The sequence below is a fragment of the Micrococcus sp. R8502A1 genome, assembly GCF_006704135.1.
Taxonomy (GTDB): Bacteria; Actinomycetota; Actinomycetes; order Actinomycetales; family Micrococcaceae; genus Micrococcus; species Micrococcus luteus.
The window spans coordinates 1-14441 of sequence record NZ_VIGS01000056.1 but is presented as its reverse complement, the minus strand read 5'-3'; the positions used below and the strand labels follow the sequence as shown (position 1 = coordinate 14441).

Annotated in this window: 14 protein-coding genes and 1 riboswitch; of the genes, 9 read left to right on the top strand and 5 right to left on the bottom strand. The window is 71.7% G+C overall.

Annotation, left to right across the window (positions count from 1 at the left end):
• Positions 1 to 42 precede the first annotated feature (42 nt).
• Positions 43 to 876 (top strand): CPBP family intramembrane glutamic endopeptidase, encoded by an 834-nt coding sequence (locus FLM69_RS09605; protein ID WP_141844040.1) that lies wholly within the window; start codon positions 43 to 45, stop codon positions 874 to 876.
• An 18-nt stretch (positions 877 to 894) separates the two neighbouring features.
• Here FLM69_RS09605 and FLM69_RS09600 read toward each other — a convergent pair whose 3' ends face one another.
• The gene (locus FLM69_RS09600; protein WP_081097729.1) at positions 895 to 1533 is read right to left on the bottom strand and encodes a VOC family protein; all 639 of its coding nucleotides are present in this window, start codon (positions 1531 to 1533) and stop codon (positions 895 to 897) included.
• 177 nt (positions 1534 to 1710) lie between these two features.
• A riboswitch (SAM riboswitch) is annotated at positions 1711 to 1826 on the top strand.
• Positions 1827 to 1956: 130 nt separating this feature from the next.
• Here FLM69_RS09600 and FLM69_RS09595 point away from each other — a divergent pair.
• Together FLM69_RS09595 and FLM69_RS09590 are read left to right on the top strand one after the other, a co-directional pair.
• On the top strand, positions 1957 to 3324 hold the full coding sequence (locus FLM69_RS09595) for a bifunctional o-acetylhomoserine/o-acetylserine sulfhydrylase (protein ID WP_141844038.1): 1368 nt from the start codon (positions 1957 to 1959) through the stop codon (positions 3322 to 3324).
• Positions 3321 to 4451 carry a homoserine O-acetyltransferase gene (locus tag FLM69_RS09590; protein WP_141844037.1) on the top strand — a complete coding sequence of 377 codons (1131 nt, stop codon included), beginning with the start codon at positions 3321 to 3323 and terminating at the stop codon, positions 4449 to 4451. Before FLM69_RS09595 ends, FLM69_RS09590 begins: the two co-directional genes overlap by 4 nt.
• A gap of 75 nt (positions 4452 to 4526) precedes the next feature.
• Here the strand turns inward: FLM69_RS09590 and FLM69_RS09585 are convergent, their stop codons facing one another.
• Positions 4527 to 5420: an SGNH/GDSL hydrolase family protein gene (locus FLM69_RS09585; RefSeq protein WP_141844035.1), complete on the bottom strand. Its 894-nt coding sequence runs from the start codon at positions 5418 to 5420 to the stop codon at positions 4527 to 4529.
• An 80-nt stretch (positions 5421 to 5500) separates the two neighbouring features.
• On the opposite strand from FLM69_RS09585, the gene FLM69_RS09580 reads away from it, so the two are divergent.
• Positions 5501 to 6193 (top strand): alpha/beta hydrolase, encoded by a 693-nt coding sequence (locus FLM69_RS09580; protein WP_141844033.1) that lies wholly within the window; start codon positions 5501 to 5503, stop codon positions 6191 to 6193.
• A gap of 52 nt (positions 6194 to 6245) precedes the next feature.
• On the opposite strand, the gene FLM69_RS09575 is transcribed toward FLM69_RS09580, so the two are convergent.
• Positions 6246 to 6488: an RNA-binding S4 domain-containing protein gene (locus FLM69_RS09575; RefSeq protein ID WP_141844031.1), complete on the bottom strand. Its 243-nt coding sequence runs from the start codon at positions 6486 to 6488 to the stop codon at positions 6246 to 6248.
• Between the two features lie 141 nt (positions 6489 to 6629).
• On the opposite strand from FLM69_RS09575, the gene FLM69_RS09570 reads away from it, so the two are divergent.
• From FLM69_RS09570 to FLM69_RS09560, 3 genes are read left to right on the top strand one after another with little or no spacing between them, the layout of a single operon-like run.
• Positions 6630 to 8012: a glycine--tRNA ligase gene (locus tag FLM69_RS09570; protein WP_141844029.1), complete on the top strand. Its 1383-nt coding sequence runs from the start codon at positions 6630 to 6632 to the stop codon at positions 8010 to 8012.
• The gene (locus FLM69_RS09565) at positions 8009 to 9145 is read left to right on the top strand and encodes a GNAT family N-acetyltransferase (RefSeq protein WP_141844027.1); all 1137 of its coding nucleotides are present in this window, start codon (positions 8009 to 8011) and stop codon (positions 9143 to 9145) included. Before FLM69_RS09570 ends, FLM69_RS09565 begins: the two co-directional genes overlap by 4 nt.
• The gene (locus tag FLM69_RS09560) at positions 9142 to 9777 is read left to right on the top strand and encodes a cation transporter (protein WP_141844023.1); all 636 of its coding nucleotides are present in this window, start codon (positions 9142 to 9144) and stop codon (positions 9775 to 9777) included. The genes FLM69_RS09565 and FLM69_RS09560 overlap by 4 nt, the downstream gene beginning before the upstream one ends.
• Before the next feature lie 7 nt (positions 9778 to 9784).
• On the opposite strand, the gene FLM69_RS09555 is transcribed toward FLM69_RS09560, so the two are convergent.
• Both FLM69_RS09555 and FLM69_RS09550 read right to left on the bottom strand, forming a co-directional pair.
• Positions 9785 to 11101: an MFS transporter gene (locus tag FLM69_RS09555; RefSeq protein WP_141844021.1), complete on the bottom strand. Its 1317-nt coding sequence runs from the start codon at positions 11099 to 11101 to the stop codon at positions 9785 to 9787.
• The gene (locus FLM69_RS09550) at positions 11098 to 12120 is read right to left on the bottom strand and encodes an LLM class flavin-dependent oxidoreductase (RefSeq protein WP_141844019.1); all 1023 of its coding nucleotides are present in this window, start codon (positions 12118 to 12120) and stop codon (positions 11098 to 11100) included. The genes FLM69_RS09555 and FLM69_RS09550 overlap by 4 nt, the downstream gene beginning before the upstream one ends.
• Positions 12121 to 12259: 139 nt before the next feature.
• On the opposite strand from FLM69_RS09550, the gene FLM69_RS09545 reads away from it, so the two are divergent.
• Positions 12260 to 12667: an ankyrin repeat domain-containing protein gene (locus FLM69_RS09545; RefSeq protein WP_036317455.1), complete on the top strand. Its 408-nt coding sequence runs from the start codon at positions 12260 to 12262 to the stop codon at positions 12665 to 12667.
• Positions 12664 to 14223 carry a P-loop ATPase, Sll1717 family gene (locus tag FLM69_RS09540; RefSeq protein WP_141724190.1) on the top strand — a complete coding sequence of 520 codons (1560 nt, stop codon included), beginning with the start codon at positions 12664 to 12666 and terminating at the stop codon, positions 14221 to 14223. The genes FLM69_RS09545 and FLM69_RS09540 overlap by 4 nt, the downstream gene beginning before the upstream one ends.
• The last annotated feature ends 218 nt before the right edge of the window (positions 14224 to 14441 follow it).

Genomic DNA, 14441 nt, shown 5'->3' with positions numbered 1-14441 from the left:
TGTTTTCCCCCCCCCCCCGGGGGGGCGCGCGGGGCCCCCGCGCTGCCCGCCCCCTCGGCGCGCACGGTGCGGTGGGAGATCGCGATCGTCCTCGGCCTCTCCTTGGGGAAGTCGGCGGTCTACGCGATCGTCCAGCTCATCGACAAGGCCACCCAGGCCCCGCTCGGCGAGCAGACCACCGTCCTCAACCCGGCCCTGGCCGACCGCTGGGCCTTCGACCTGACCTATCAGCTGCTCGGCATCGGGTTCGCGCTGGTGCCGGTGGCCCTCGTGCTGCACCTGATGCACCTGCGCGGCCGGAACCCGTTCCGGGTGCTCGGCCTCGACCTGCGCCGCCCCGGCCGCGACCTGGCATGGGGCCTGGGCCTGTTCGTGGCCATCGGGTTGGGCACGCTCGGCGTCTACGCCGCCGGCCGGGCCCTGGGCCTCACGACGGCGATCGTCGGCTCGGCGCTCGGCGAGAGCTGGTACCAGGTGCCGGTCCTGCTGCTCTCCGCGCTGCGGCACGGACTGCTGGAGGAGGTCATCGTGGGCGCCTGGCTCGTCGACCGCCTCGGGTATCTGCAGCGGCTGCGCGCCGCGGGCCTGGCACGCGATCCGGCGCCGGCCGTGCCGTCGTCGTGGGTGAGCACCGAGGGGCTGTACCTGCCGACCCGCGCGGCCGTGGTGGTGCTCGCCCTCGCGCTGCTGCGCGGGGCGTACCACCTGTACCAGGGGATCGGGCCGGGCGTGGGCAACGCCCTGATGGGCGTGGTGTTCGCGCTCGTGTTCCTGCGGGTGCGCCGGGTGATGCCGCTGGTCATCGCGCACACGCTGCTGGACGCCGTCGGGTTCGTCGGCTACCCACTGCTGGCGCGGGCGGGGCTGCTCGGTTGACCGGCCCCGCCCCCGCGCTCAGAGCGTGATCGCACCCTTCGGGGTGCGGAAGGTGACCGAGACGATGCCCGGGGTGCCGGAGGGCGCGACGTACTCGATGTTCACGTCCTGGACCTGGCCGTCCTCGTCCTCGCCGCCCAGCCACTCGGCGAGGCGCTCGGGGGAGCCGGCGATGTTCAGGTGCTCGATGGTGGCCTGCGGCTCGGCCGCCTGCGAGGGGTGCATGTCCTCCTGACCGTCGGCCCAGCGCAGGATGTACGGCAGCTGCGGGTCCGCGAGGGTGCCCTTGATGCCGATCTGCCGCCAGGACAGCTCGCGGCCGTCCGGGAAGCGACGGTTGCCGGGGACGGCCTCGCGGCCGAGGCGGCGCTCGAACCGGCCGATGTCCGGGGTGGCCACGGCCCAGCTCATCCAGCCCCCGCCCTGCTCGGTGCGGGCGCGCACGAGCTGGCCGAACGGCGCGCTGAGGGAGGCCGGGTGGTCCAGGGCCTCGACGACCTCCAGATACTGCCCCTCCGTCATGGGAAACAGTGCGTTCTGGGTGCCGAAACGTGGGTGGACACCGCCCTTGATCCGCTCGATGCCCAGCGTCTCGGCGATGCGGGCGACCGTGGCGTCCAGGCCCTCGGGGCCGGCGGCGTAGGACACGTGGTCCATGCGACAGGTGTGCACTGCGCTGTTCCTCTCCGTTCCCGGGCTGCCCCGGGGGTTGACCTGGTGCGAGTCCAGGGGCGTCGAGCCCTTGACGGGTCGGGCGCCCCGTGCGGAGAGCGTATCCGCGTGTGACACGCGTGACGAAATCGTGGCGGGGCGGCGGGCTACACTCGGGGATACGGTCACGAGAGTCAGCAACAGGCCCCGGCATGCTGACCGGCAACCCTCCTTCCGCGGTGGGGTGCCCCGGGTGACGACCAGGCCGGCCCCACAACGGATGCCGGCAAGCGCGGGCCGATCCCACGGCCCCTCTCGACGGCGCCGGGTCATCTCCGGCACCTCGACGACGCCGGTCCGCGGATCGGCACGTCGGCCGGCGGGCGGGGCGGCCGGGTCCGGCCCCTGAACCCCTCAGGAGGGTCCGCCATGACCGACCAGACCACCCCGACCCCCGACGCCTGGGGCTTCTCCACCGCGCAGGTCCACGCGGGCGTCGCCGTCGGCCAGCACGCCTTCGGTGCGACCGCCCTGCCGATCTTCCAGACCACCTCGTACGACTTCCCGTCCGCCCAGGTGGCCGCGGACCGGTTCGCGCTCAAGGACCTCGACCCGCTCTACACCCGCATCGGCAACCCGACGCAGGGCCCGGTGGAGGAGAAGATCGCCGCGCTCGAGGGCGGTGTGGGCGCGCTGCTGCTGGCCTCCGGTCAGGCGGCGACGACGTTCGCGATCCTCAACCTCGCCGGCGCCGGCGACCACGTGGTCGCCTCGGCCAGCCTCTACGGCGGCACGCAGAACCTGTTCAAGCACACCCTCGCCAAGGTCGGCGTCGAGACGACGTTCGTGACCGACCCGGACGACCTCGAGTCCTGGCGCGCCGCCGTGAAGCCGAACACCAAGGCGTTCTTCGGCGAGACCCTCGGCAACCCGCGCGGGGACGTCCTGGACGTGCGCGCCGTCGCCGACGCCGCCCACGAGGCCGGCGTGCCGCTGATCGTGGACAACACGCTGGCCACCCCGTACCTGCTGCGACCGATCGAGCACGGCGCCGACGTCGTCACCCACTCCGCCACGAAGTACCTCGGCGGGCACGCCGCGGCCATCGCGGGCGTGATCGTCGACGCCGGCACGTTCGACTACGCGCAGCACGCCGAGCGGTACCCCGGCTTCAACGAGCCGGACGAGTCGTACCACGGCCTCGTCTACGCGCGGGACCTCGGGGTGGGCTCGCCGCTCGGCGCCAACCTGGCCTTCATCCTCAAGGCGCGCGTGCAGCTGCTGCGCGACTACGGCTCGGCCATCTCCCCGTTCAACGCGTTCCTGGTGAACCTCGGCCTGGAGACCCTGTCCCTGCGCATGGAGCGGCAGGTGGCCAACGCGGCCGCGGTGGCGCGCTGGCTGGAGGGCCGCGACGACGTCGAGCACGTGGTCTACGCCGGCCTGGAGTCCAGCCCGTGGCACGAGCGGGCCCAGCGCTACCTGCCGAAGGGCGCGGGCGCGTTCGTCTCCTTCGAGATCGCGGGCGGCCGCGAGGCCGGGGCCGCGTTCGTGGACGGGCTCACCCTGCACCACCACGTGGCCAACATCGGCGACGTCCGCTCGCTCGTGGTGCACCCGGCCTCGACCACCCACTCCCAGCTCGCCGACGACGAGCAGCGCGCCGCCGGCGTCACCCCCGGCCTGGTGCGGCTCTCGCTCGGCGTGGAGGACATCGAGGACATCCTCGCCGACCTCGAACGCGGCTTCGCGGCCGCCGCTCGCCGCGGCGACGACGACGCGGGGGAGCGGGCATGACCGCCGTCGCCACGCGTCCGTCGCGCACCGCGCTGCCCCGCGGCGGCCGCCACCGTCTGCGGGTCGGCGAGCTGCGCACCGAGACCGGCGGGCTGCTGCCCGACGTCGAGCTGGCCTACGAGACCTGGGGCACCCTCGCCGCCGACGGCTCCAACGCCGTGCTCGTGCTGCACGCCCTCACCGGCGACGCGCACGTGGCCGCGCACGAGGAGGACCCGACGCCGGGCTGGTGGGACGCCCTCGTCGGCCCGGGCCGCGCCGTGGACACGGACCGATGGTTCGTGGTCGCCCCCGCCATGATCGGCGGCTGCCACGGCTCCACCGGGCCCTCGACGCCGGCCCCCGACGGGCGGCCCTGGGGCTCCCGGTTCCCGTTCCTCACGCTGCGGGACGCGGTCGAGGCCGAGCGGCGCCTGGCCGACCACCTCGGGATCGGCGCCTGGCGTGCCGCGATCGGCGGATCGATGGGCGGGGCCCGCGCCCTCGAGTGGGCCGCGACCCACCCCGAGCGCGTCGCCGGGGTGGGCGTGCTGGCCGCCACCGCGGCCTCCTCCGCCGACCAGATCGCGTGGGGCCAGGCGCAGACCGCGGCCATCCGCCTCGACCCGGACTTCCAGGGCGGCGACTACTACCCCGGCCCCGGCCCCGTGGCCGGCCTGGGCATCGCCCGGCGCATCGCCCACACCACCTACCGCACGGCCGGCGAGCTCGGCCAGCGGTTCGGCCGCGAACCGCAGGGCGTCGAGGACCCGTTCGGCGCCGTCATCGGGGTGCCGGGCGGGCGCGGGCGCTACGCCGTGGAGTCCTACCTGGACCACCAGGCGGCCAAGCTCGCCGACCGGTTCGACGCGAACTCCTACCTCGTGGTCACCGAGGCCCTCATGGGCCACGACGTCGGGCGCGGGCGCGGCGGCGTGGCGGCGGCGCTCGCGGGCTACCGGGGCCGGGCGTTCGTGGCGGCCGTCGACTCGGACCGGCTCTACCTGCCGGCCGAGTCCGAGGCGCTCGCGGCGGCGCTGCCCGCGCGGCCGCCGGTGCACACGATCGCCTCGCCCATCGGCCATGACGGCTTCCTCACCGAATACGGCCAGGTGGCCGACACGCTGAAGCGCGCCCTCGCCCTCTGAACTTTCGTTCGGGAAACGGCGGCGTGTCGCGGCACTGTCGTTCGGGAAAGGGCCACCGGCCCCCGCCGGCCGGGCTCAGGGCTCGACGATGTCCAGCGGCTCGGTGTGGTCCGAGCCCTGCGGCATCGGCGCCCCGAAGAGCGGCTCGGGGACGGGGCGCTTGGCCGTGACGCCGTCGCCGGAGGAGACGCCGCGGAGGCGGCGGACCACCCACGGCGCCAGGTGCGTGCGCACCCACGCGGCGTCCGACGCGCGGGCCTCGCGCCACGTGCGCGGCGCCGGCGGGGCCAGGCGCAGGTGCTCGAGGCCGTGCTCCACGCCGAGGGTGTCCAGCACCATCGCGGCGATCGTGTGGTGGCCGAGCGCGGAGAAGTGCAGGCGGTCCTCGGCCCACATCTCCCGCCGGGCGAGGTCCTTGAGCGACCACATGTCCGGCACCAGCGCGTCGTGCCGCAGGGCGATGGTGCGCACGTTCTCGTTGTAGATCGCCACGGTGCCGCGGATGCGGCCGATGACGGGCGTACCCTTCACGTCGGTCGCGTTGAACAGCAGCACGGTGGCGCCGTCGGAGGCCAGACGCTCGACGACGGCGTCCAGCCGGACCGCGATCTCGTCCGGGTCCGCGCCGCGCAGGATGTCGTTGCCGCCCGCGCAGACGCTGATGAGGTCCGGCCGCAGGGCGATCGCCGGCTCGACCTGGTCCTCGGCGATCTGGTCCAGCAGCTTCCCGCGGACCGCCAGGTTGGCGTAGGCCAGGTCCTCACCGGGCGGGGTCAGGCGGGAGAGCTCCTCGGCCAGGCGGTCGGCCCAGCCGCGGTGGTAGCCGGGGCGGTCCGGGTCCGGGTCGCCGATGCCCTCGGTGAACGAGTCCCCGATGGCGACGTAGCGGCGCCAGGGATGGGCGGCGGGGTCGTCGACCGGGGTCGCGTCGGAGGCGTGCGGAGGTTGAGAGGAGGATGGGTTACCCACGGGTAGGATTCTGCCCGCGTCGCGCGGGAGGGGTCAACCACCGGGAGGGGCCGACCGCGCCGCTCGCTAGGCTGGCGGGCGTGAACGCGAACCCCACCCCCGCCGTCGAGCCCGTCGTCCGCTGGTCCCGCCCCGAGGGCGAGCGCACCGAGGATCTGCTGATCGTCCTGCACGGCTACGGCGCGAACGAGGACGACCTGTTCGGCCTCGTCCCGCACCTGCCCGAGCACGTCACGGTGGCCGCCGTGCGCGCGCCCCTGTCCCTGCAGCCGGGATCCCACGCCTGGTTCCCGCTCTCCCAGGACCCGGTCACGGGCGAGCTGGGCTCCACCGCCGAGCCGGTCCGCGAGGCCGTCGAGGCCCTGCACGCCTGGGTGCAGGCCGTGCGCGGGGACTTCCGCACCGTCTCCCTGCTCGGCTTCTCGCAGGGCATGGCCATGGCCACGTCGCTGCTGCGCCTGGACCCGGAGGCCTACGCGTGCACCGTGGCGCTGTCCGGCTTCGTGGTGGACCCGGAGCTCACCGAGCCGCGGCTGCGTGAGCTGTTCACCCGCGACGACGACGTCGCCCGCGTCCGGCCGAAGGTCTTCTGGGGCCGCGGTCAGGAGGACCCGATCATCTCCGAGCCCCGGGTCGAGGAGACCCATGCCTGGCTGAACGCCCACGTGGACCTCATGAAGATCGTCTACGCCGGGCTCGGCCACGCGATCAACGAGCAGGAGCTGGGCCACGTGAAGGAGTACCTCGCCCACATGGTGCCGCCCCGCGGCTGACGCACCGGACCTGTTCGACGGCGGCGCCGCGGCCGCCTGCCGGGGCGTCGGCTCAGGCCTGCCCGGCCTGGACGACGAACGCCTCGCCGGCGAACTCGACGACGTCCCCGTCGTGCAGCTGGGCGCCGCGGCGCGTCTCCACCGCGCCGTTGACGGTGACGAGCCCGTCGGTGACGACGTCGCGGGCCATGGCCCCGTCCTCCACGAGGGAGGCGAGCTTGAGCGCCTGGCCGAGGCGGATGGACTCGTCACGGACGGGCAGGGGCTGGGCGTCGGGTGCGTTCGTCTCGGTCATGGTGTCCATCATGGCCGGTAGGCTGGACGGGATCGACCGGCGCGCCGCGCCGGAACGGGCCCGCCGCGTCGAAGGCGGCCGGGTGCCGTCGTCGTCGTGATCCCCTCCCGCCCCGCCGATGAGTACGGAAGTGATGCCCCCATGGCTGCCAAGTCCCCGCTGGACAACGTCATCAACCTCGCCAAGCGCCGAGGCTTCGTGTTCCAGGCCGGTGAGATCTACGGCGGTTCGCGCTCCGCGTGGGACTACGGGCCCCTGGGTGTGGAGCTGAAGGAGAACATCAAGGCGGAATGGTGGAAGACCTTCGTGCGCTCCCGTGAGGACATGGTGGGCCTGGACTCCTCCATCATCCTGCCGCGCGCGGTGTGGGAGGCATCCGGCCACGTCGAGACCTTCACCGACCCGCTCGTGGAGTGCACCCAGTGCCACAGGCGCCACCGCCAGGACCACCTGCTCGAGGCGTTCGAGGCCAAGAAGGGCCGGCCGGCCGAGGGCATGGCCGAGATCGTGTGCCCGGACTGCGGAACCCAGGGCGCCTGGACCGAGCCGCAGCTGTTCTCGGGCCTGGTCAAGACCTACCTCGGCCCCGTGGACAACGAGGAGGGGCTGCACTACCTGCGCCCGGAGACGGCGCAGGGCATCTTCGTGAACTTCCTCAACGTGCTGGGCGCGGCCCGGAAGAAGCCGCCGTTCGGCATCGGCCAGATCGGCAAGGCGTTCCGCAACGAGATCACCCCGGGCAACTTCATCTTCCGCACCCGCGAGTTCGAGCAGATGGAGATCGAGTACTTCGTGCCGCCGGCCGAGGCGGGCCAGCACTTCGACCGCTGGGTGGAGGACTGCTGGGACTGGTTCATCGACCTCGGCATCGATCCGGCGCACCTGCGGAAGTTCGACGTCCCCGCGGACGAGCGGGCCCACTACTCCGACGCCACGATCGACCTCGAGTACGACTTCGGGTTCACCGGCGGCGACGGCTGGGGCGAGCTGATGGGCATCGCGAACCGCACCGACTACGACCTGGGCCGGCACACCGAGCACTCGGGCACCAAGATGCAGTACTTCGACCAGGCCAACAACGAGCACTACACCCCGTACGTGATCGAGCCGTCCTTCGGCCTGACCCGCACCATGATGGCGTTCCTCGTGGACGCCTACGCCGAGGACGAGGCCCCGAACGCCAAGGGCGGCGTGGACGTGCGCACCGTGCTCAAGCTGGACCCGCGCCTGGCCCCGGTCAAGGCCGCCGTGCTCCCGCTGTCGAAGAAGCCCGAGCTGCAGCCGGCCACCCAGTCCCTCGCGGCGGAGCTGCGCGGCCTCTGGAACATCGAGACGGACGACTCCGGCGCGATCGGCCGTCGCTACCGCCGCCAGGACGAGATCGGCACCCCGTTCTGCATCACCGTGGACTTCGACACCCTCGAGGACCAGGCCGTGACCATCCGCGAGCGGGACACCATGGCCCAGGAGCGCGTGGCCCTGTCCCAGGTGAAGTCCTACCTGCTGGAGCGCCTGGTCAAGTGAGCGAGGACGTGACGGGAGCGGCCGGGGCCGCGGGGCACGACGACGGCGGCGCGCTGTTCGACTCCGCCGCGGTGGCCGGCGGGGAGATCGTGCTGCGTCCCTGGCGGCCCGGGGACGACCTGGCCCTGCTCGAGGTGTGGGGTGACCCGGCCAACGCGCAGCAGCACCAGGACCGGGCGATGCTCGCCGAGGACGCGGAACGGCCCTGGCGCCGCGCGCTCGTGGCCGAGGCCGCCGGCGTGCCGGTGGCGGCCGGCGTCGTCTATGCCTCGTCCGTGCACCCGCGGCGGCTGTGGCTGTACGTCGAGACCGCGGCTGCCGAGCGGCGCCGGGGCATCGGCCGGGCGCTCGTGGCGGCCCTGCGGGGGCTCGCCGCGGAGGCGCACGCCGCCGGCGCCATCCCGACGACGGCTCTGAAGGCTCGGTTCGCCAAGGACGCCCTGGTGCCCGGCGTGGCCGGCGCCGACCCGCAGACCGACGCCGAGGGCCCGGCCGGCCAGCCGCCCGTGGACACGGAGGCCGTGCGGTCCCAGACCGCCGCACTGGCCGCCGGCACCGAGGCGTTCCTCGTGGCCCAGGGCTTCACCCCCGTGCAGCGCTCCCGCCGCGTCGCGATCGCCCCGGGGGCCATCGGCCTGCCGGATGTGCGCGGGGAGGAGCACCCGGACGGCGTGGTCCTCGAGGAGGCCTCGACCGGCTCCGTCGAGCTCACGCAGGCGGTCGCCGCGTTCTATGACGCCGTGCACGCGTGGGACCCGTCGACCCTGAGCGTCGGGGCCGCCCAGCAGCTGCTGCTGGGCCCGGCCACCGGGGCCGCGGGCGCCGTCGTGCTCCGCGACGCGCCGAAGGCCGAGGGTGGGCGCATCCGCGCGTTCGCGGTGTCCTACACCCCGGAGCGCCAGGACGCGCCGGCCGACGTGCTCGTGGGCTGGGATCCGGAGCTGGGGGAGGAGGACGCGCTGCAGGCCGTGGCCGACCTGCTCGCCCTGCTCGTGGCCCAGTACCCCGTGCAGATCGAGGTGGACGAGGCGATGGCCCCGCTGGAGCGGATCGTGGACGGGCTCATCGGCGGCAACGCCGCGCGGACCCTGGTGGACACGTACGTGTTCGTGGACGACACGACGGGCGCGTGAACCGGGCGGCCGTAGCGGACCGCCGGCGCACCCGCACCCTGCGGGGCACCGTCCTGGCGGTGGCCCTGCTCAACGGCGCCTACCTGGTGGTCGAGATCATCCTGGCCCTGGGGATCGGCTCGGTGGCCCTTGTAGCGGACTCCGTCGACTTCTTCGAGGACTTCGCCGTCAACCTGCTGATCTTCGTGGCGCTCGGGTGGACGGCGGCCCGGCAGGCGGTCATCGGCAAGGTCATGGCCGGGATCATCGTGCTACCGGCCGTGGCGGCGCTCGTCATGGCGGCCACGAAGATCGGCGACCCCGAGCCGCCGGCCGCGGGCGTGCTGCTGGGGGCGGCCGTCGGCTCGCTCCTCGTGAACATCGTGTGCGTGGTCCTGCTGGCCCGCGTCCGCGTCGACGGCGGCTCCCTCACCCGGGCGGCCTGGCTCGCGGCGCGCAACGACCTCGTGGCCGGCGTCGTGCTGATCGCCCTGTCCGGGATCACGGTGCTGACGGCATCGGGCTGGGCGGACATCATCGTGGGCGTGCTTCTCGTGCTGCTCAACGGCTCCGCCGCCAAGGAGATCTGGGAGGCCGCGACCGAGGAGCACCTGGCGGCCCAGGCCCTCGCCGGCGAGGTCGACGACGACTGAGCGGTTCCTACGGGGCGGCGGGCAGCCGGGCGGCGAGCACCGCCCCGACGGCGGCCAGGCCCAGGAACACCGTCAGCGCCGGTGCCAGACCGACGGCGCCGGCCAGCGCCCCGACCGCCGGGCTGAGCCCGACCCCGGCCAGCCGCATGCACCAGCTCGTCACCGCCAGCCCGGTCTGCGGCCGGAGCCCGGGCGCCTCGTCGCCGAGCGCATAGGCCACGGGCACCACCACGGCGCAGCCCAGCCCCGCCAGCGCCAGCCCCGCGAACGCAGCAGGCACGGCCACCGGCCCCGGCAGCGGCGCCAGGGCCAGTCCCAGCCCCACGACGACGGCGCCCAGCCCCGCCGTCAGCGCCCCGCGGCGTCCCAGGGCGGCGAGGGTGCGGTCGCCCGCGAGGCGGCCGACGAACTGGGCGCCCAGCAGGGTCGACGCGCCGAGCACCGCCGCGGCGGGGTCCAGGCCGCGCTCGGTGATCAGGAACAGGGTGGCCCACGCGTTGCCGAACTCCTCCACACCGAAGCCGGCCATCGCGATCACCACGGCGGGGACGAGCACGGCCACGGCGGCGCGGCGGGGCAGGGACCGGGCCGCTGGGGCGGGCGGGGCGGACGTCTCCGACGGCGCGGGTGACTGATCCGAGGCGCCGCGGGCGGACGCCGAGTCCGCGGGCTCCTCCGTCAGGAACAGGCGCCGGACCCCCAGCAGCACCGCGACGCACACGGCGCCGTTGAGCCCCAGGTGCAGGGCCGCGGGGCCGCCCACGGTGATGACCGCCGCACCGAGCCCGGCACCGGCGGCCGCCCCGAGGCTCCAGCCGGCGTGCATGGTCGTGAGCACGGGCCGGGCCAGCCGGGCCTGCACCTGCAGGCCCTGCGCGTTCTGGGCGGTGTCCACGACGGCGTCGAGCACCCCCGATGCCAGGACGAGGCCCGCGAAGACCCACAGCGGCCAGGCCGCGGCCGTGCCCGCACCGTGCCCGGCCCCCGCGCCCGCCCCGGCGATGTCGAGGACGAGACCGGCCGCCGTCGTGAGCAGGGCGATGGCCACGCTGCCGGCGAGCATGACCCGGCGGGCGCCGAACCGGCGCAGGATCGGCGCGGGCAGGGGCCCGGCGAGCGTGCCGCCCACGGCGAGCGCGATGACGAGCAGGCCGAACGCGGCCGGGTCCAGGCCGAACGCGGCCTTGGCCTCCGGGTAGTGCGGGATGAGCGCGCCGAGCAGGGCGCCGTTCGTCGCGAAGGCGGCGGTGACGGCCCAGCGCGCGCGACGGGCTCGGGCGACGCCGTCGTCGGCGGTCGGGAGGTGCGGCGGGGCCTCGCTCATGCATCCCAGCCGAGCAGGCGCCAGACCTCCGCCCAGCCGGCGAAGATCTTCGCGTTGTACTCGACCCCGAGCTGGTTGGGGTTGGCGAACAGGACCCAGTCGGCGGCGGCGACGGCGTCGTCGGCGGCGAGCTTCTCCGCGACCTCCTCGGCGGACCCGGCATAGGTCGGGCCGGAGCGGGCGGCGCCGCCCTCGAGCATGCCGGAGGAGTCGCGCGAGGCCCGCTCCCGGCCGAAGTACAGCTCGTCCTCCCGGTCCTGGATGACGAACGCGGAGCGCGTGACCGCCGTGCGGCCCGGACCGGCGTGGCCGGCCGCGGCGAAGGCCTCCCGGTAGCGCGCGATCTGGTCGGCCTGCTGCACGTGGAAGGGGCGGCCGTCGTCCTGCAGGAGCAGGGTGGAGGAGAGCATGTTGTAGCCGTCCGTGGCGGCGCCGGCCACCGAGCCCACGGAGCCGGACCCCCACCAGATGCGGTCCGCGAGCCCGGGGGAGTGCGGCTCGATCCGCAGCGGCTGCGAGCTGTGCGCCCAGCCGGAGGTGAGGTCCGGCGTCGCGATGCCCTCGCCGCGCACGGCCGAGAGGAACCGGCGTCCGCGCTCTCGGGTCACGTCGGCCCAGGTCTGCCCCTCGGCGAGGGCGTAGCCGAACTGCGCCTGGCCGTCGAGGGCGGCCTCGGGTGAGCCGCGGGAGACGCCGAGCTCGAGCCGGCCACCGGAGATGAGGTCCGTGGTGGCCGCGGCCTCGGCCATGTACAGGGGGTTCTCATACCGCAGGTCGATCACGCCGGTGCCGAGGCTGATCCGCTCGGTGCGGGCGGCCATCGCGGCGAGGATCGGGAACGGCGAGGAGAACATCCGCTGGAAGTGGTGGACGCGCAGCCAGGCGCCGTCGAGCCCGGCGTCCTCGGCGGCCACGGCCATGGCGACGACGTCGTCCAGGGCCTGCCGCGCGTCCGGTTCGGTGCCGGGCCGGTGGATCCAGTGGCCGAAGTTGAGGAAGCCGAGGTGCTTGCGGGTCATGCCGGGTGCAACCGCGGGGCGGGCGGGGCTGTTCCCGGTGCTCGTCTGACCGCCGGCCGGCGACATCACCTGCGGGCAGACCCGCGGAGATGTCGCTGCGGAGCGGTCGATCGCCGCGGCGTCCGCCATACTGGCGGGCATGAGCGAGCAGTGGAGCGAGAAGGACATCGAGCTGGCGAACCGGCTCTTCGACATGGCGCGGGACGGGGACACGGCCCAGCTGAAGGCATACCTGGACGCCGGGGTGAGCACGCGCCTGCGCAACCACGCGGGCGACTCGTTCCTCACCCTCGCCGCCTACCATGAGCACCCGGACACGGTGGCGATGCTGATCGAGGCCGGCGCCGAGATCGAGCACGCCAACGATCGCGGCCAGCGCGCCCTGACCTGCGCCACGTTCAAACGGGATGTCGCCTCGATGCGGCATCTGCTCGCGGCCGGTGCGGACCCGGACGCGGGCACCCCCTCGGCGCGCCAGACCGCCCAGATGTTCGCCGGCGATGACATCGCGGCGATACTTCAGCAGCGTCCCACGAACACGAAGTGACCCGTACCACGTCTTGGTATGCTATTAGCAGCATCCGTCATTTGAAAACCGTCCAAGATGGATCACGCGTCGACGGCAAACTAAGGAAAACCACCGTGACTCAAAAAGAGGCTTTAGATTCCCTAGATTTCGGTTCGGTCAACTCAGAAGAAGAGGTGGACCTCGATCGTCTGTTCGTGCAAACCCAGGACTTCAGGAGCTTTCTCGATCCAAAAATTTGGGTGATCCTAGGCGCCAAGGGTACAGGAAAGAGTGCCCTATTTGAATACTTTACCAAATATGAGGCGACGGCACGAATGGCTTCGGGCGCGGCGCTGCAGAATGTAATTTTGGGTGCGGCAACCGGGTTTGGCGATCTGAGTGAGATTGCAACTCAAGATTTCGAGGATCTCAAATCTACTGCATCAGGTTATGATCACACTAAGCTGTGGCGTCTATATATCGCCGTCAAGGCTGGCTTGGCTCTGCCAACTTCTATTTCCGTCCCTAGAGGTCCGCTCAAGGATCTGCGTACGGCTATTGGTGGAGACAGAGACTTCCGGGTTGGCCCCCTGCTGGCCGAACTTTGGACCCTGGCCATTGGTCGCGCGCCTGAATCAGTCACGATTTCGGCTAAGGGGGCAAGTGTTTCCATCAAGGGCGGTAGGGCCAATCTGGATGTAACGTCCATCTTGAAGGAAATTGACGACGCTCTCGCCGCTAAAGATAAAACCTTTTGGCTTATGTTTGATAAGGTCGACGAAATTTGGCCGCAAGACAGAGCTGAAAGAAAGCGCGCACTCGAGGGTCTCATGAGTGCGGCAATGGATCTGCGGAAGAAGTTCCCCCGAATTCAGCCGATTATTTTTATGCGCACCGATTTGTGGGGGGAGCTGGATTTCACAAATAAGGATCACATTCTAGGTAAATACATTACCCTTGACTGGTCGCCTGATGACATGGCGTCCCTTCTCGTTAAGCGTGCCGTGCAAGCGCCTAGTGTTCGCGCCTATATAGAAGGCCGAGACCCTGGCGTCACGGGTCGCAGTGTGGATGCGTGGTCCATGAAGGAGCGTCTATTCGCTCTAAAGTGTGTATTTCCTGAGACTCCATATTCAGGACCTAACGAGTCGTCCATCGAGTCTTGGATTGTGGAAAGAGTGACGGACGGCAATGGCACGGCCCTCCCACGTGATGCAATTGTTCTGGCAACTTTTGCTACCGATGAGCAGCGTAAAATGCATGAATTGGCCGATCATTCACTGATTTCAAGGCCTGCGATTCGGGAAGGGTACACTTTAGCATCTAGGGCCAAGGCCAGTCACTACCTCTCTGAGTTTCCTGAACTTAAGTCCCATTTCCGCCGATTTGCCAATCAGCAGTCGGCAACTTTCTCCCGCCAAGAGCTTCTGGATTTGATGGAAGGGCTGCAGCCTTCCGGTGATGAACTCTTGGAACGGCTGCATGAAATCGGCCTCATTCGCCCCAACGCTGAAGATATTCTTACGGCCAGTGGGTTTGAGATTCCCCGACTATTCCGGAAGGGGCTTGGGTTCATGATTCCTGGGCGTCCGTGAGTGAGCGTGTAACCTCCGGCATCGCGCCGGCGTTGATATGCCCGTCGTTGTTCCCTCGTGGACTGTTGCATGAGTAGTCACCCTGGCTTGATGTTGTGGGTCATGAGGTTCTTGACATCCGTACCGGGCTGAGATGAGACGAGTGGGCCTCTCCCGCAGGATGGAAGTTCCTCAACAACCCACCTGCCAGAAGAGACCCACTCATGACTCACGCTAAC

What these genes read in the sequence shown, in the direction of transcription:
- FLM69_RS09600 (WP_081097729.1), bottom strand. Translation starts at nt 1,533, where the DNA reads ATGGACCACGTGTCCTACGCCGCCGGCCCCGAGGGCCTGGACGCCACG.
- FLM69_RS09595 (WP_141844038.1), top strand. Translation starts at nt 1,957, where the DNA reads ATGACCGACCAGACCACCCCGACCCCCGACGCCTGGGGCTTCTCCACC.
- FLM69_RS09590 (WP_141844037.1), top strand. Translation starts at nt 3,321, where the DNA reads ATGACCGCCGTCGCCACGCGTCCGTCGCGCACCGCGCTGCCCCGCGGC.
- FLM69_RS09575 (WP_141844031.1), bottom strand. Translation starts at nt 6,488, where the DNA reads ATGACCGAGACGAACGCACCCGACGCCCAGCCCCTGCCCGTCCGTGAC.
- FLM69_RS09570 (WP_141844029.1), top strand. Translation starts at nt 6,630, where the DNA reads ATGGCTGCCAAGTCCCCGCTGGACAACGTCATCAACCTCGCCAAGCGC.
- FLM69_RS09555 (WP_141844021.1), bottom strand. Translation starts at nt 11,101, where the DNA reads ATGAGCGAGGCCCCGCCGCACCTCCCGACCGCCGACGACGGCGTCGCC.
- FLM69_RS09550 (WP_141844019.1), bottom strand. Translation starts at nt 12,120, where the DNA reads ATGACCCGCAAGCACCTCGGCTTCCTCAACTTCGGCCACTGGATCCAC.
- FLM69_RS09545 (WP_036317455.1), top strand. Translation starts at nt 12,260, where the DNA reads ATGAGCGAGCAGTGGAGCGAGAAGGACATCGAGCTGGCGAACCGGCTC.